Annotated in this window: 15 protein-coding genes and 3 pseudogenes; 8 read left to right on the top strand and 10 right to left on the bottom strand. The window is 42.8% G+C overall.

All coding sequences use genetic code 11. The annotated features are described in order from the left end of the window. Positions 1-15 precede the first annotated feature (15 nt). Positions 16-441 (top strand): manganese efflux pump MntP, encoded by a 426-nt coding sequence (locus tag AXE82_RS07130; protein ID WP_228140528.1) that lies wholly within the window; start codon positions 16-18, stop codon positions 439-441. A gap of 545 nt (positions 442-986) precedes the next feature. Here AXE82_RS07130 and AXE82_RS12505 read toward each other — a convergent pair. The 3 pseudogenes from AXE82_RS12505 to AXE82_RS12445 form a co-directional block, all read right to left on the bottom strand. Continuing rightward, positions 987-1,145 (bottom strand): annotated as a pseudogene (locus tag AXE82_RS12505) (glycine zipper domain-containing protein); the annotation flags it as partial. A gap of 6 nt (positions 1,146-1,151) precedes the next feature. After that, positions 1,152-1,343 (bottom strand): annotated as a pseudogene (locus AXE82_RS12315) (glycine zipper domain-containing protein); the annotation flags it as partial. A 66-nt stretch (positions 1,344-1,409) separates the two neighbouring features. Continuing rightward, positions 1,410-1,874 (bottom strand): annotated as a pseudogene (locus tag AXE82_RS12445) (hypothetical protein); the annotation flags it as partial. 490 nt (positions 1,875-2,364) lie between these two features. Between AXE82_RS12445 and guaA the strand changes: the two are divergent. After that, entirely contained in the window at positions 2,365-3,948 is a 1,584-nt protein-coding gene (guaA, locus tag AXE82_RS07120; protein WP_062333031.1) for a glutamine-hydrolyzing GMP synthase, read from the top strand. Between the two features lie 74 nt (positions 3,949-4,022). On the opposite strand, the gene AXE82_RS07115 is transcribed toward guaA, so the two are convergent. From AXE82_RS07115 to erpA, 4 genes are all read right to left on the bottom strand, one after another. Next, a complete protein-coding gene (locus AXE82_RS07115) occupies positions 4,023-4,547 on the bottom strand; it encodes a disulfide bond formation protein B (RefSeq protein ID WP_062333029.1) in 525 nt (174 codons plus the stop codon). A gap of 120 nt (positions 4,548-4,667) precedes the next feature. Beyond that, positions 4,668-6,233, bottom strand: coding sequence for a glutamate--cysteine ligase (gshA, locus tag AXE82_RS07110; protein ID WP_062333025.1), 1,566 nt, complete (start codon positions 6,231-6,233; stop codon positions 4,668-4,670). A gap of 208 nt (positions 6,234-6,441) precedes the next feature. After that, a complete protein-coding gene (locus AXE82_RS07105) occupies positions 6,442-6,765 on the bottom strand; it encodes a roadblock/LC7 domain-containing protein (protein WP_062333022.1) in 324 nt (107 codons plus the stop codon). A gap of 436 nt (positions 6,766-7,201) precedes the next feature. Further along, entirely contained in the window at positions 7,202-7,534 is a 333-nt protein-coding gene (erpA, locus tag AXE82_RS07100; protein WP_062334856.1) for an iron-sulfur cluster insertion protein ErpA, read from the bottom strand. 132 nt (positions 7,535-7,666) lie between these two features. Here erpA and AXE82_RS07095 point away from each other — a divergent pair, with 132 nt between their 5' ends. Continuing rightward, on the top strand, positions 7,667-9,640 hold the full coding sequence (locus tag AXE82_RS07095; protein ID WP_062333019.1) for an ATP-binding cassette domain-containing protein: 1,974 nt from the start codon (positions 7,667-7,669) through the stop codon (positions 9,638-9,640). Between the two features lie 47 nt (positions 9,641-9,687). On the opposite strand, the gene AXE82_RS07090 is transcribed toward AXE82_RS07095, so the two are convergent. Then, on the bottom strand, positions 9,688-10,434 hold the full coding sequence (locus tag AXE82_RS07090; RefSeq protein WP_062333016.1) for a glutathione peroxidase: 747 nt from the start codon (positions 10,432-10,434) through the stop codon (positions 9,688-9,690). Positions 10,435-10,713: 279 nt separating this feature from the next. Here AXE82_RS07090 and AXE82_RS07085 point away from each other — a divergent pair, with 279 nt between their 5' ends. After that, complete coding sequence (locus tag AXE82_RS07085) at positions 10,714-11,202, top strand: YajQ family cyclic di-GMP-binding protein (protein ID WP_036591734.1); 489 nt, start codon at positions 10,714-10,716, stop codon at positions 11,200-11,202. Positions 11,203-11,295: 93 nt separating this feature from the next. On the opposite strand, the gene hisB is transcribed toward AXE82_RS07085, so the two are convergent. Beyond that, positions 11,296-11,898 carry an imidazoleglycerol-phosphate dehydratase HisB gene (gene hisB, locus AXE82_RS07080; RefSeq protein WP_062333013.1) on the bottom strand — a complete coding sequence of 201 codons (603 nt, stop codon included), beginning with the start codon at positions 11,896-11,898 and terminating at the stop codon, positions 11,296-11,298. Between the two features lie 22 nt (positions 11,899-11,920). Beyond that, positions 11,921-12,451: a peptide deformylase gene (def, locus tag AXE82_RS07075; protein ID WP_062333011.1), complete on the bottom strand. Its 531-nt coding sequence runs from the start codon at positions 12,449-12,451 to the stop codon at positions 11,921-11,923. 293 nt (positions 12,452-12,744) lie between these two features. On the opposite strand from def, the gene AXE82_RS07070 reads away from it, so the two are divergent. The 4 genes from AXE82_RS07070 (at position 12,745) to AXE82_RS07055 (ending at position 17,190) form a co-directional block, all read left to right on the top strand. Then, positions 12,745-13,713, top strand: coding sequence for an IS4 family transposase (locus AXE82_RS07070; protein ID WP_115304568.1), 969 nt, complete (start codon positions 12,745-12,747; stop codon positions 13,711-13,713). 320 nt (positions 13,714-14,033) lie between these two features. After that, complete coding sequence (locus AXE82_RS07065) at positions 14,034-15,137, top strand: LysM peptidoglycan-binding domain-containing protein (RefSeq protein ID WP_062333005.1); 1,104 nt, start codon at positions 14,034-14,036, stop codon at positions 15,135-15,137. A gap of 169 nt (positions 15,138-15,306) precedes the next feature. Then, entirely contained in the window at positions 15,307-16,536 is a 1,230-nt protein-coding gene (gene dprA, locus AXE82_RS07060; RefSeq protein WP_062333002.1) for a DNA-processing protein DprA, read from the top strand. 48 nt (positions 16,537-16,584) lie between these two features. Then, entirely contained in the window at positions 16,585-17,190 is a 606-nt protein-coding gene (locus tag AXE82_RS07055) for an L-threonylcarbamoyladenylate synthase (RefSeq protein WP_062332999.1), read from the top strand. The last annotated feature ends 99 nt before the right edge of the window (positions 17,191-17,289 follow it).

The following is a 17,289-nucleotide window of genomic DNA, read 5'->3' as shown; positions in this document are numbered from 1 at the left end:
GCATATTTTTTAATCGTGAACAGGTTCTTAGGATTTATCGCAAATTGGGCGCCTTGGATAGCGTGCGTTATTTTGGTGGGGCTTGGTGGAAAAATGCTGTATGAAGCCTTATCTGGCGATGATGAAGATGCTGCATCACAAGATTCCACCCCGCACAATATTGCTTTAGATATCGCCAATGATGCCAATGTTGTCATCACCCATAAAACCATGACTACTTTAGCGATTGCAACCAGTATTGATGCAATGGCAGCCGGATTTACCTTAAATTTAATCCCAGTCAATCCTTATGTATCCTGTGCAGTAATTGCCGTGGTAACAGGCATTTTTAGCTTTATAGGCGTATTTATGGGCAAGCAATCAGGCACGTGGCTAGAGAGTAAAGCTGAAATTTTTGGTGGGCTAGTATTAATCGGTATTGGCATCAAAATGGTAATTTAATAGACCAGCTTTTTTAGCTTTGATTTTAACAGTTCAAATAAAAAAGACTTTCAAATTAATGAAAGTCTTTTTCATTTTAAGCTAACTTAATCGAAAGATTAACGCTTAATACGATACCATGCATCACGTGCTGCTAGGCGAGCTTGGTCCCAAGTCAAACGTGAATTACCTTTGAATTGTTCCCAATCATTGCGTAAGTCATTTTCAACACTTTCAAACTCATTAGCTGTATTAAAATGATGACGTGCACGATAACCATAATCATACGCCGAGCGATAGTCAGTATCGTAATCATAACCTTGGCTATAGTAAGTCGTGGTATTGTAGTTATTGCGCCAGTAGGTATCTTCTTCTGTATTACCTTCAAGCGTATTTGCTACCGCGTTACCTGTGGCTGCGCCTGCTACAGCACCAATTGCACCACCCACCACTGAACCTACTGGCCCACCTACCGCACCAATCGCTGCGCCTGTCGCGGCACCGGCAGCCATACCTGTACCACTGGCAACAGGGTTAGCTTCTTTACGCTGTTCGCCTGCTTCAGTTGGATTGACTGCTTCACCGACTTCATGACCTGCTGCCCCGCCAGCTACAGCGCCAATCGCGCCACCCACTAAGGTACCGACAGGACCCGCTACTGAACCAACGGCTGCACCGGCTGCGGCGCCACCTAGTGCCCCAGAACCACTGGCAACTGGGTGAGGTTTTTCGTAAGCATCTTCAGCGGTGGTAGGGTTGACTGCTTCACCGACTTCATAACCTGCAGCACTACCTGCTACTGCGCCGATAGCGCCACCCACTAAGGTACCAACAGGACCGGCTACTGAACCAACGGCTGCACCAGCTGCAGCACCACCTAATGCACCTGTACCAGTAGCAACAGGATGAGCTTTTTCTTCACCTTCTGCATAGCCATCCACCGTACGAAGACGTGGTGAATATTCTTGACCAGAAATACGAGCATCTGTTCTATCCCAACCATCACGAATAGCTTCTTTGGCATCTTGCCATGCAAGACGTGAACTACCTTTTACTTCCTGCCAGCTACGTTCAAGGTCCGATTCTACACTGTCAAACGTTGTGCCAGCTGGGTATTTTGCGCGGTTTGCATAGCCGACGGCATAAGCTGGTTGATAGTCAGTGGTATAATCATAACCATCTCTATAATAGGTTGTTTGTGTATAGGTATCGTTCCAATAAGTATCTTCAATAGTTGGGTCAATCGCTTCACCTGCGGCGTGACCTGCAGCACCACCAGCGATTGCACCAATTGCGCCGCCAATTAACATACCCAATGGACCACCAATAGCGCCGATAGCTGCACCTGCAGCAGCACCACCCATACCGCCTACTGCGGTACCGATTGGGTGTGAGCCTGGTTCACCAGTGATAGGGTCGCGGTTTAAGTCTGAATCATTAATATTATCTACCATGATGGTATCCTCATTTGAAGTTTTTTTATCCAAGCCATACGAGTGTTTAGAAAAAAATTTTAATATGGCTGTTATTTTTATTGTCGAAAAACGATTAAACGTGACGTTAACTTAAAATGCATAAATTAAAATCAATTTTTTCATCAATCCGTTTTCGGTTATTACCGTTTCATAATAATAAATTTTTGTATTTGCTGTATAGTATTATGATCAGTCTTTTTCGTAGAGTTTGGTAAACATAAAGCTTATTAGATGAGGTTTGTGTAACAAAGATAAGCAATTGGTGAAAGGGATACAAAAAAAACCAAGTAAAGACTGTTTATGATAGAAATTTTTTAGGGAAAATTTTTACTTACAACAGTTATGTAGCTATTTTCCACTCCATAAAAATCAGCAAATAAAGCCGTTAATTGGTAGAATACCCATAAATTTTTGAAACCTGTTAGCATCAGTTCAATTAAGCTATTTATCCAAATTTAAAGAGGCTCGTATGTCAACATCCAACAACTCAATCAAACAAGACCGTATCTTGGTATTGGATTATGGTTCACAGTACAGTCAACTGATTGCGCGCCGCGTGCGTGAAGCAGGGGTATTTTGTGAAATGTACCCATACGATATTGACGCACAGCGCATTCACGACTTTGGTGCAAAAGGGGTTATTTTATCGGGCGGTCCAGAGAGCGTGTATGCAGAAAATAGCCCAAAAATTAATGACGCCGTATTTGATATCAATGTGCCTGTACTAGGCATTTGCTATGGTATGCAGGCGATGGCAGATCGGTTTGGTGGCAAAATCGAAGCCAGTAGTCACCAAGAGTTTGGCGCTGCTACCATTGAAAAAACCGCTCAAGATAGCTTTTTTAAAGGCATTGAAGATGAGCCCAACAAATTACACGTTTGGATGAGTCATGGCGACAAAGTTGTTGAGTTACCTGCAGGCTTTGAAGTGACTGCGATAACCCCAAGCTGTCCAATTGCTGCAATGGCAAATGAAAGCAAGCATTATTACGGAGTGCAGTTTCATCCAGAAGTGACCCATACTTTGCAAGGTGAAGCATTGATTAGCCGATTTGTGCACCAAATCTGTGGCTGTGCCAATGCCTGGACACCGGACAATATCGTTGAGATGCGTGTCGCGCAGTTAAAACAACAAATTGGCGATGAGCAAGTGTTGCTGGGGCTTTCGGGCGGCGTAGATAGCTCGGTGGTAGCCGCACTGCTTCACAAAGCGATTGGCGAGCAGCTAACCTGTGTGTTTGTTGATAATGGTTTGTTACGGCTCCATGAAGGCGACCAAGTGATGCAAATCTTTGCTGAAAACATGGGCGTTAAAGTCATTCGCGTGGATGCTGAAGAACGTTTTTTGACCGCATTGGCTGGCGTTAGCGATCCAGAAGCCAAACGTAAAATCATTGGCAAAACCTTCATCGATGTGTTTGCGGATACCGCACGTGAACTGTCGGGTGAGGGCAAAGGCATTCAATTCTTGGCACAAGGTACCATTTACCCCGATGTCATTGAATCGGCAAAAAGTCACCAAGGCAAAGCGCATGTAATCAAATCTCACCACAATGTCGGTGGCTTGCCAGACGATTTGCAGTTCAAACTCATTGAACCCTTACGTGATTTGTTTAAAGATGAAGTGCGTAAGCTCGGCGTGACATTAGGGCTACCTGAAAAAATGATTTATCGTCATCCTTTCCCAGGTCCAGGGCTAGGCGTGCGTATCTTGGGTGAAGTGAAAAAAGAATATGCCGATATTTTGCGGCAAGCCGATGCCATCTTTATGCAAGAGTTGGAAAAATCTGGGTGGTATGAGAAAACCGCACAAGCGTTTGCGGTATTTCAACCGGTAAAATCAGTGGGCGTGGTCGGTGATGGTCGCCGCTATGCGTGGGTGATTGCATTACGGGCGGTTGAAACCATCGATTTTATGACAGCACGTTTTGCCCATTTACCGTATGATTTGATTGAAACCGTGTCTAATCGCATCATGAATGAAATCAAAGAAGTATCACGTGTGACCTACGATATCTCAAGTAAGCCACCAGCGACCATTGAATGGGAATAAAGCGACTAAAAAAGCTAATAAAAAAGGCGATTGATTATCGCCTTTTTTATGGGTTTAAACCACGACCGATAGCGTTATCGAGCATTGCTTTGACGTATCGCCAAAATAATCATTACCAATAAAATGCTAAAAAATCCCAATGATAATTCTGGAATACTAAAGCCTAAAAACGTCCAATCAATCACCGCGCACTCGCCAGAACCTTTAAATACTTCTTTTAACACTTGGGCAATCGGCAACGTATCCATCCAATAGTCTAATCCAGGACCACATGAGGGGACTTGGTCAGGTGGCAGGTGTTGAATCCAGACATGGCGAATCGCCACAGCAATTGACCACAAAATGCCAAGCAGTGCGCCAAACATCAACAAAATCTTTGCCCAAGCTTGTTTTGGATTGAGCAAAAAGGCGATAAACGCAAAAATCCCCATCACAATCAAACCCATTCGCTGAAAGATGCACAGCGGACACGGGTCTAATTTTACCACCCCTTGCAAATAAAAATAGGCGAAACTCATGCCAATAATGCTGGCTAACGTCAATAGTCCTGCCAGTCCCCGATAACTTAACAAGCTGTGGGTCAATGAAGCATCACGCATAAAAAAACCATCAAACAATTTAGTGAAAAAGAATAAGCCAAACAATAGCGCTTAGAATTTTAGAAATTTAACCCTACAAAATAATCAGCGCAACAATACCTGATAACTAGCACCTGCTAACTAGCGAAATTGACCCACATACGTATAAAAATCTTGTGTGTCATTCTGCTCGATATCGGCTTGCTCACGCACAGAGTCTTTGGCAAGCTGCTCGAAGTAAGTCATTTGCTCAGGGACCAATCCTTGATGTCTTAAACGATTGGCATGCATTTGCGCCAGTGACTTACCAAACTGCCAGCTACTATCAAAGCGTTCGGTATCGGCTAGCACTTGCGCTGATAAGGTGTTGTCTGGATTTTGCGCTTTTGCCATCATCGCTTGCCACGCGTTGCGGTAATCATTGCTACCATAGGTGACATCCATGAGTTCTGATAGCTTACGCATACCGAGCAAATGCTGTACTAGCCAGTCTTTAAATGCGACTTGCCCTACTAGTGTATCAATCATTAAATTTGGCTCGCGCCCTTGATTGACAATTTTTTCTTGGTTTTGAGCAAGTAGGGCATCTTCATCGGGCAATAAGTCAGGACTGTCCAGCAATAGGCAGTACAATGCCAAAATTTCCATAAAACAGGCGGTATTTAAGCTGATACCGATTTCGCTGTACGGATCTAAGTCAATCGCTCGGAGTTCCACATAAGCGATACCGCGCTTAGCTAACGCATCACTGGGGCTTTCACCAGGTTGGGTAATTTGTTTGGGTCGAATCGGGCTATAGTACTCGTTTTCAATCTGCAAAATATGGTCATTGATTTGAATGGGATAGCCATTGTCATCATCGAGTCCCAACGCGGTAAAATTAGGATGCGGCGTGTGGATGGCATTACGCAAACCTGCGACATATTCATCGAGACTATTGTAGCAGATATCTAAATCATCTTGTACACTATTTTGATAACCCAGTTTGCCCATACGCAGAGAGGTAGCATTGGGTAAATAGTAAGTTGATGCGTTCATTGGCTTTAGCGGATGCTCGCGACCCTTTAAAAAACACGCGCACACGGCAGGACTTGCACCCACCAAGTACAGCACCATACCACTTAGACGCTTAAAGTTACGAATCAGACCCAAGTATTTTTCATTTTTAAATTCAGTTAATGACTGGGTATCACCTATCTGCTGTTGCCAAGCGGTGAATAAATTATCACCAAATGATAAATTATAATGCAGTCCAGCAATGGTCTGCATACGGCGACCATAGCGAATGCCTAGACCATGACGATATAGGGTTTTTAATCTACCTAAGTTTGAGGTGCCATAGTCGGCCAGCAAAATATCTTCATCGCCCGAAATCATACAAGGCATCGACATCGGCCAAAACAGCTCGTCATCGGTCAAAGCATTTTGTACCACAATATGCAAATCACGCAGCATATCAAGCGCTTCTTTCACCGTGGGTTTTGGCTCAGTAATTAGCTCTAACAAGCTTTCGGCGTAGTCAGTAGTGATAAAAGGGTGAGTGAGTTTTGAGCCAAGCTTTGCCGGGTGTGGGGTAGTGGCGATATATCCCTCAGAGCTCATACGTAAGCCTTCTTTTTCGATACCCCGTAGCATGCCATGAATGTTTTCAGCGGTCAGCCAAGTAGGTAGCTGCAAAGAAGTACAAGTTTGAGGCGCTTGGGTCATAGTTATCCTAGAATTATTGTTAATTGTGTGAAATTATGCCACCAAATTTATACAAACACTATCAAAATATCGTGATGACGAAATTACCAATTGCGATAATCGCCAAACGTAAAAAACCCACAGTAAATACCGTGGGTATGATAAAAACTATCCTATTATTTGATTAAGCGGTAATTTTTACCTAAAACTTTTAATCAACAACAAGGCATTAAGAGAAATCTAATTCAGTCTCAAACCCTTTTAATTCATGACGCGCCATGGCTAAGTTTGATTTTTGGCGATCAAGTACTAGGTACAAAAATAGGTTTTCGTTACGGACTAGTGGACGGATTAAGTGATATTGTTTACTTAATGTGATTAGGATGTCTTCGATCTTGTCGTTAAGACCTAATGCTTTAGAAGTTTTACGTTTTGCACGTACTACTTCAGTGTTACCCGCTGCTGCAACTTCAAGGTCGATACCATTACCCGTTGTAGCAAGTGCTAGACCTGATTCGCTGTCAACCAATGCAGCTGCAATGAAACCGTCGATGTTATTGAGTGAGTCTAAAGATAATTTAGCCTCCTTGGTGTTATTAAACTAATAATAAAGATTGCTTATTAATAATTGCTTAGCTAACAAACTTAAATCATTAAAACATTTAACATTAAAACATTTAACATTAAGTAATTCACAAGAATAAATTAATATCAACCTATATTAGGATACTTGATGATAACACAGTTAAGTGTCAGCACGCTGTTGATGGAAGCATTATTACCGATAAAGGCTAATGACACAAATCAAATCTGATAAACGCTGAAAAAATGTAGATGATTTTGTTCAAAGGTAACAAATACAGGCTAAACGAAAATTAAAAGGCTAAACTTAACAGTTGCTAAATATATTTAAGCCAAAATTTAAACTAAAGCCTTTTAATTATGCAAACAAACTAGGTAAAGAAACCCAGTAAAATTAGCCAGTAAAGCTAGATAGAAAATGACGAACCACAACCACAAGTTGTGGTGGCGTTTGGATTGTTGACGGTAAAACGCGAGCCTTCCAGGCCTTCCACATAATCAATGGTTGAGCCATGTAGATATTGGTAGCTCAAACTATCCACGACCAATGCTACGTCATCGTTGCTAAAGGTAGCATCATCATCGCCCAAGTTTTCTTCAAAATTAAAACCATACGAAAAACCCGAACAGCCACCACCCGTCACATATACTCGCAGCATCAAGTCGTTATTGCCTTCTGAATCACGTAGGTTACGCACTTTTTTGGCAGCATTATCGGTTAAAGTCACGCCATCAACCATACTATCAGTTACGGTATCGCTCATCGGGGTATTCCTTATAAAAACTTTTTTCTTATTATGGGGTGCTTGCTTTATACTATCAAGAATTTTCCCATTTAATTTTAGTCAATTTTTTTGAGTTTTGAGCCGATTATGATAGAACTAAAAGATGCCAGTATTCGCCGTGATGGGCGGGTATTATTTAAAGATGTTAATTTGCAAATCCATCCAGGTTGGAAAATCGGGTTAACAGGCAACAATGGCACAGGTAAATCCAGTTTTTTTGCGACGCTATTGAACCAAAAAGGCGAAGGTGAATTGGCGCTCGACACAGGCAGTCTATCGGTTCCCAACAGTTGGCAAATCGGTCATATGGCGCAAGAGATTGAAAGCACTGACCAGTCGGCGATAGATTTTGTATTGAGTGGTGACAAAGAATACTTTGAGCTGCAAGATAAGATTAACCACCCGGATAGCTTGTCAGAAGATGAGCTTGCCCATGTGCACACGCGCTTTGATGATATCCATGGCTACAGTACCCCTGCAAAAGCCTCCCAAATCATGACAGGACTTGGGTTTAATGTCGCCCAAGAAAGCCAACCTGTGAGTAGTTTTTCAGGCGGCTGGCGTATGCGCCTAAACCTTGCCAAAACCTTAATGAGCCGAGCGGATTTATTGCTCCTTGATGAACCGACCAATCACTTGGATTTGGATGCCATCTTGTGGCTTGAAGAATGGCTCAAAGCCTATGACGGCACGCTACTCATGATTTCGCATGACCAAGCGTTTTTGGATAATGTGGTGAGCAATATCTTGCATATTGAAAACCAACAAATGACCCTTTATACAGGCAATTATAGCACCTTTGTGCGTACCCGTAGTGAACGCTTAGCCCAGCAGCAGCAACAGTTTGAAAAACAGCAAGAAACCCGTGCCCACCTTGAAGATTTTATCCGCCGTTTTAAAGCCAAAGCCTCCAAAGCCAAACAAGCGCAAGCCCGTGTCAAACAGCTGGAACGGATGACCGAGCTAGCGCCTATCATGGCGGATAATCCGTTTCAGTTTCGTTTCAAATCCCCTGTGCAATTAACATCGCCATTATTGGTGCTAGATAATGCCAGTGTAGGTTACAACGGTGTAGCACTCATCGAGAACATTCGCCTACAAATTACCCCTGACAGCCGCATCGGGCTGCTAGGGATGAATGGCGCAGGCAAATCAACGGTCATTAAAGGCTTGGTGGGTGAGTTGCCTATCTTGTCTGGGACGCGTAAAGCCGCAGATAGTTTGGTACTAGGGTATTTTAACCAACACCAAATGGATAGCCTTGATGGCGAAGCATCCCCCATGTTGATGCTGCAGCGTCTCGCAGGCAAAACCTCAGACGCTGATTTACGCGCGTTTTTAGGGAGTTTTGACTTTCGCGGTGAGCGCATTGATACCCAAAGCAAGTTATTCTCTGGCGGTGAGCGGGCAAGACTCACCCTTGCGCTCATCGTATGGCAGCGTCCCAATGTTTTGGTATTAGACGAGCCGACCAACCACCTAGATTTGGAGATGCGGCAAGCATTGAGTATGGCGTTGCAAGAATTTGAAGGGGCGGTCATTCTGGTGTCACATGACCGAGAAATGATAGCCAATGTTTGCGATGAGCTATATTTGGTGCATGACGGGCAATGTAACATCTTTGACAATGACATCGCTTATTATAGTCAGTGGTTATCACAGACCCGCAAACAGCAAGCCAAACAAGCGAGCGATAATAAAAAGCTCGAAGACAAAAAATTAGCGGACTATAAAACAGATGTTTCACGTGAAACACCTAACGTGCCCAATGCGTTATCCAAAGAAGAACAACGCAAAAAATCCGCTGAACAGCGTAAACTCACCGCGCCTATCCGTAAAAAAATCGAAAACGAGGAAAAGCAACTAGAAAAATTCATGGCGCAGCTGGGTGAGATTGAAGAAAAGCTGGGTGATGCAGGTCTGTATGATGATAGCCGAAAAGCGGATTTGTTAACGTTGCTCGATGAGCAGACGGCATTAAAAAGTGACATTGAAGCAGTCGAAGAGCAGGTGATGAATTTGATGATGGCGCTTGAAGATATCGAAAATAATTTTAACTAGCCAATAAAAAAGACAGCCTAGACTGTCTTTTTTTATTTAATCAAACATTATTTTGCATCAGCAAAATATTTTTGTAAGTCATCATTACCACCGATGTGTTTGCCACCGATAAACACCTGTGGGGTGGTTTCACGACCAGTAATGGCTCGCACTGAGGTAATAGTAGCGTCTTTACCAAGTACAATTTCTTCAAACTGGAAGGCTTTTTGGGTTAACGTTTCTTTGGCTTTGGCACAATGTGGGCAACCAGGCTTGGTAAAAATTGAGACAGAGGGTTTATCTTGCCAGTTTGGGTCAATGTATTTAATCATGGTATCAGCATCTGATACTTCATACGGGTCATCACTACCGCTGTCTTGGGGTTCATCAAAGATTTTGACGATTTTACCATCATCGACCAGCATCGAATAACGCCACGAACGTTTGCCAAACCCAATTGCTGAGTCATCAATTAAGCGTCCCATCGCTTCAGCAAACTCACCGTTACCATCTGGAATCATGGTCACATTGCTACAGTCTTGGTCTTTTGCCCAAGCATTCATAACAAAGGTATCATTGACCGAGACACACACGATGTCATCAACGCCTAGTTTGGCAAATTCAGTTGCCAATTCATTGTAGCGGGGTAAATGCAGTGATGAACACGTTGGTGTAAATGCCCCTGGTAAGGCGAACAATACGACTTTTTTTCCTTTGAATAATTCATCCGTGGTAACATCCACCCATTTGCCTTGCTGCTGGGTATGAAAAGTCACGCTTGGCACTTGTTTGCCAGTCATATCGATAAACGCCATGTCCTACTCCTTATTATGGTAAATTGTTATACTACATTTTTTAGTAAATGACCTATTTGCTTACTCATTATACAAACAAATAAGGTAAAAAACTGTAATCAGCGTTATTAAAAAGTTAATCATTTTAATCAGTATTTTAAATCATTATATAGTTTATGATTTATTTTATATGATTAACTTGGGTAAAAACAGCTAGTCAATTGTTAAAAATCGACAAAATCAGTTATCATAGGGCAGATTTTTTAGATTTTATTCAACAAATTTGATAAGGAAAACCTCATGCCATCATTTGACGTGGTTTCAGAATTACAGTTATTTGAAGTTAAACATGCCGTACAAAATACCGAAAAAGAGATTGCCACCCGGTTTGATTTTAAGGGTAGTGATATTAAAGTCGAACTCAATGAGAAAGACAAAAAAATCACCATCACCGCAGACAATGAGTTGCAGATGGAAAACGTGTATGCCATGCTTGAGAAAAACATGATAAAACGTGGGGTAGATTTGCAGTCGCTTGACCCACAGGATAATCAAGGCTCGGGCAAACAAATGAAAAAGGTGGTCAATCTTAAAGATGGACTTGATGGCGATACTGCCAAAAAAATCAGTAAGGCATTAAAAGAGTCGGATTTGAAAGTATCGGCAGCGATTCAAGGCGATAAAGTACGAGTCAATGATAAGAAAAAAGACACGCTACAGCAAGCGATGGCGTTTTTGAAAGAAAAACAATTTGGTGTGCCACTGCAATTTAATAATTTTAAAGACTAACACGCAAAAATTAGCACGCAAAAATTAGTACAAAAAAACTGGCATAAAAAAAGCCCTTGTTTCAAACAGGGCTTTTATTTTTACAGGTTGCTATCAAAGGCTTTCTTTGGTGCTTGGCAATCTATCTAACGCCCTTTCATCGTATTCCACCGCCATGCGCAGCGCACGAGCAAAGGCTTTAAAGATACTTTCAATTTGGTGATGGCTGTTTTTGCCTTTTAAGTTATCCAAATGGATAGTTATCATGGCATGATTGACAAAGCCATAGAAAAATTCACTGAACAAATCCACATCAAACCCACCAATCATCGCACGGGTAAACGGGATATCCATGTGCAGTCCAGGACGACCTGAAATATCCACTACCGCACGGCTAAGGCTTTCATCGAGTGGCGCATAAAAATGCCCATAACGCACGATGCCTTTTTTATCGCCAATCGCTTGTTTGAAGGCTTGACCTAGCGTGATACCGACATCTTCGACGCTATGATGGTCGTCAATGTGGGTGTCGCCGTTACAGGTGATATCCATGTCAATTAAGCCATGTCGTTTGATTTGGTCAAGCATATGGTCAAGAAATGGCACGCCCGTGTCAATACTGCCTTGACCAGTGCCGTCAAGGTTGATAGACACGGTGATTTGGGTTTCGGCGGTATTTCGTGTGACAGTGGCGATACGCGATGGGCGAGTGGTCATGGTTTTCCCTTACAGTTAAAAATCACAGTCTTTTATGTTCAGCATCTTTTTCACGTTGTTTGATAACTTTACGCACTTTATCACGCGCACGGTCTTGTTTGAGCTTGGATAAATAATCCACAAAAACTTTACCATTTAAGTGGTCAATTTCATGTTGGATACATACGGCAAGTAGGCCTTGTGCTTCTTCAACAAACGGGTTGCCCTGCGCGTCGAGTGCCTCAATTCTGACATGTTTGGGTCTATCGACTTTGTCATAATATTCTGGCACAGACAAACACCCTTCTTCGTAGCTATATAACTCATCGGCTAATGGGGTGATAACAGGGTTGATAAACACCCGAGGCTGGCTGCCATCTTCAGATAAGTCCATCACCACCAATTGAATGTGCTCATCCACTTGTGTCGCCGCAAGGCCAATACCTTTGGCGGCATACATGGTTTCAAACATATCATCAATCAAGGTTTTTAGCTCATCATCAAAGTGGGTGACAGGCTTGGCAAGGGTACGAAGCCTTGGGTCTGGGTAATTTAAAATGGTACGTAAAGTCATAATCGGTCAACTGTTAATAAAGCAAAAATTATCTAAAAAAATTGGCATAGGGTAACGCAAACGCTAAAGTTTGGCTACTATAACTTATATCTCAGCACACGACAAAAAAACGAAAAAGTCTGTTAAAGCAATGGCATAATAACAATTTTTCTCACGAACCACCATTATGCCAAACCTTAACAGACTCAGTGAAATATTAACGCAAAATCTTACAATGAACAAGGCAAGAATTACCTGTTTAAGCCTCATGATAATCGCCCTGATTACCGCCCAAAGCAGTAATCTAAAAAAAAATAGCAAGGCACCTACCTAATAGTGGCAAGACGGACAGTCACTACCGCAGGCTACAGCGATTTATCGCCAGTGCTGTCATCGACTATGACCAATTAGCCATATTGATATATCGGCTATTTGGACTTAGCAAAGTCACCCTTACCATTGACCGCACCAACTGGAAATGGGGGAAAAGCAACATCAACATATTTATGCTAGGGGTGGTCTATAAGGGCATTGCCATACCACTGTACTGGGACATGCTAGACAAACGGGGTAACACAAACCACCTTGAGCGAGCCGAACTCATTGAACGCTTTATCAAGCAGTTTGGTAAAGACAATATTGAGATGATACTGGCAGACAGAGAATTTGTTGGTGAGTTATGGTTTAACTGGCTAACAGCGCATCACATACCCTTTGCCATCCGTATTAAGAAAAACAGCAAAGTTGTGAACCATCACGGCAAACTGGTACAGATTAAAGACTTATTGCGTCATGTCTCCCACAAAGAAACCTATCGACATGGACGGATATTGATAGTCGATGGCTGTGCTGTCCGAGTATTTGCCAAACGTGATAAAGACCATGGTTTAGTGATTGTAGCAACCAATCAGCTACAAACCCTTGATGCGATGACAATTTATGCCAAGCGTTGGGAGATTGAGAGTTTATTTGCTTGTCTTAAAGGTCGTGGTTTTAATCTTGAAGAGACGCATTTGACTAAGATGGATAGGGTGAGTAAGTTAGTGGCAGTCAATGCTTTAGCGTTTTGTTGGGCTTATCATGTCGGTATTCATCATGATAAGCAAAGACCATTAAAACGTAAGCCCAAGTCAAACGGTCGCCCTCAGGCCAGTTTATTTGCATTAGGCTTGGATTTGTTGATTGAGGGCTTGCGTTTGGTGTTGTTGAACAATGATAAAGCCGTATTTCGACAGTTGGTCAGTTTTTTAACCCCCAAACCCATGAAAATTGGTTGGTGCTGATTTTTTGTCGTGTGCAGAGAACTTATATATAGGTGCAAACCAATCGCTTCACAATAGCAAATAATCAATGATAATGATCAATGATAATGATAATGATTGAATGATTAAAATCCACCAAAAACCAATTATTTAAAAAAACCATTTAAAGAGAAAATTTATCAAGCCCCAATTATTTTATGCTATGCTAACCAAAATTTACATAGTGCAAATTATGGGTGATTTTGCGACACATAACACAACATTTGGCTATGATTTTTATAAGTAATGGTAAAGCGTATGCCATTTTAAAGCGTTAAGCGGTTAACCTTGAGCATTAGGCTATGACAAACTATAACACCACGACAATGAAAAAATTATCCTTCGCTTTGTTGGCAACCTTAGGTATGACAGTGACTTCAGTGGCTGCTGCTAACAACCCGCCGCCTCGTATCAAAGCCGATGCTCCCAACCGTTACGTGGTAAAAAAAGGTGATACGCTTTGGGATATCTCCGGCAAATTCTTAGAAAGTCCGTGGCGCTGGAAAGAAATCTGGGCGACCAATAAGCATATTCGTAATCCGCATCTGATTTATCCAAAAGATGTGATTATCTTATGTGTGATTAAAGGGCAAAAATTGGTCGGTGTAGATACGGGTGAAGGCTGTGCAGGCATTGAAAAAGCCATGAACGCGCCAGTCACCACAACCACAGTGGTAAGTGCTGCAGGTAGTATCGCTGCGATTCCTTTGACTGCCATTGAAACATGGCTTGAGCGCAATATCATCGTATCGCCTGATGACTTTAAAACTACCCCCTATGTGCTTGCTTCAAAAGATAAAAATATTATTACAGGTGTCGGTAACAAAATTTATGCCAAAGGCGTGCCACTCATTGTGGGACAACGCTATGGCGTGTACCGTGAGGGCGAACCGTATGTTGACCCAGTGACCCGTAAAGTCATCGGTCTTGAAGTCACCCAAGTTGCCGCAGGTATCGTCACTAGCGTAGCATCAAACGGTGTTTCTAGTATCGAGCTTAAAAAATCGTATGGTCAAGAAGTGCGCGAAGGTGACCGTGTATTTGTCGAAGTCGGTCAGTACTTGCCACCCGCTTTTTATCCAAAACCTGCCAGCGTTACTCGTGGCGGTCGCGTGATTCGTATTTTAAATTCCATTAGTAGTGCGGGTCGAGATGGGGTGATTGCCATTAATTTGGGTACCAGCCAAGGCGCTGAGCCAGGCGATGTGTTGACGGTTTATCAAAAAGGCGCTTTAGTCTTGGATGGCTATTCACCCGTAAAAGGTGGGGCAGTACGCTTGCCAAGTGAGCAAATCGGTCATGTGATGGTATTTAAAGCATTTAACGATATAAGCTACGCTTATGTACTTGATGCAGAATCACCGATTCATGAGCAAGATTTTTTATTGCCTGCGGTCGGCAACTAACGCTTTTGCTTACCTTTGCTTGCTTGCCCTTGCTGATGCTTGATTGGTAAGCGATTGTTCAAAAGCCAGTCACTTTGACTGGCTTTGCTGTCTTTAAAGTTTTTATCGTGAGAAAAATTTATACTAGCAAACATTCATAAGCCCTATACTTGCCCAAGGAATATACGTGATGCAGGATTATCAGCCTAACCTAAACCCAGCGCAGCAGGCTGCCTTATTGTTATGGCATTTAGTGAACTTATCGGTGCCTGTTTATAACAAGCTTGTAGCGCGTTTTGGTAGCGCTGAACAAGCCATTCAAGCTAAGCTAGCAGACTGGCAAGCACTGGGCTTGCATGATAATCATCACAAACGCTTTGCTGAGTTTATCAGCGCCAGTCGAACCAGCCAATTTTTGCATGATACGCTATTAGAGCTATCACAAGGGCAGTATGGGGTTGTGTTTGATAATGACCCTTTATATCCCACGCAGTTAAAAAACATCTATGACCCACCGCCTTTGTTATTTTATCAAGGCAATTTATCTGCATTAAGCCAACCACAATTGGCGATTGTTGGTAGCCGCAAACCAAGTCCACATGCTGAAAAAATCGCCTTTGATATGGCGCAATATTTGGCGCACGAAGGCTTATGGGTCACCAGTGGCATGGCAGAAGGCATTGACAAACAAGCGCATTTAGGTGCGTTAAGTCTACAAATGACTGGCACACAAGGTGGTACTATTGCGGTACTGGGCAATGGTATTAAACATTGTTACCCAAAAAATCACGCCAGCCTTAAAGCCCATATTATTGCGTCAGGTGGCTGCGTCATTAGTGAATTATTGCCTGATATGCCGAGCAATCGTTACCATTTTCCAAGGCGCAATCGGCTCGTCGCTGGGCTAAGTTTGGCAACTTTGGTTGTAGAAGCCGCTGCCAAAAGCGGCTCGCTCATCACTGCCAGAGAAGCCAATGAACAAGGCAAACAAGTCTTTGCTATTCCTAGTCATATTGATAACCTCAACGCCAAAGGTTGCCACCAATTGATTCGTGAGGGTGCGACCTTGATCGATCATCCCTCACAAATTTTGGAAGATTTATCAATTTTTAAATCGCCGCTTGTCAAAGCCACTGAGGTTGAAACAGCGCCGATAGTTGTACAGGCAGTCATCAGTAGCCCTCAATTACCGTCCGAATCAGCATCAAACACCCAGCCGCTCCAAGCGCCATTGGCGATGGATGTGGCGCCACATTTGCAGACACTACTTAATCAACTCGATTGGGTCGGGCAAGATTTAGACAGCTTGGTCGATAAGACCGGCACGGATATTGCGACACTTATGGGCTGGCTGATTGAGCTTGAACTCATGGGACTGGTGATGCAGCGCGGTGGTCTATACATGCGCTGCCGCCCTTAATTTTGATAAGCGATAAGCAAAAAAAATACCAAATAATCGAGGTATATAATGCAATTTAATGACACCCAGCTCGATGCAGTTCAGCAATTTTTACAAGCCGGCAATCTGCTCGCTTATCCAACCGAAGCGGTGTGGGGAATCGGCTGTGACCCGTTTAACGAAACAGCAGTGAAACAGATTTTAGCGGTTAAACAACGTCCAATCGAAAAAGGCATGATTGTTATCACAGGCGATATTGCGCATATTCAGCCATTTTTACAGCCGTTACCACAGCAGGTAGTCAACACCATTGCGGCAAGTTGGCAGTCTAGCGATGCACAAGCCACCACTTGGTTGTTACCGATTCCTGCATCATTGCAAGGCAAAATCCCCGAATGGGTCACAGGTGGGCGAGATAGCTTAGCCATACGGGTGATTAGCCATCCGATGATTGCCAAACTATGTAATCACATTGCCCACGTAGACAACAATAACCCGTTTGGATTTTTGGTATCCACAAGTTGTAACCTATCGGGTTTAACACCTGCTACTGATTTTGCGGCTGCTTATCATTACTTCGGTGATGCCATCGGTTATTTACTCGGCGACACCCTTGGATTTGTTCGACCTAGCCAAATTTTTGATGCACTAACCCACCAACAAGTACGCGCTTAACACCTTGTTTTTAGCAATTTTTATCTTCTCATGTCATAAATACGCAAATTTAATGTGGATTTCATAGTAAAAACACCATTTTGACCCGAAAATAATGCG

The organism is Moraxella osloensis, assembly GCF_001553955.1.
GTDB classification, from domain to species: domain Bacteria; phylum Pseudomonadota; class Gammaproteobacteria; order Pseudomonadales; family Moraxellaceae; genus Faucicola; species Faucicola osloensis.
This window is presented reverse-complemented; position numbering and strand designations above follow the sequence as displayed.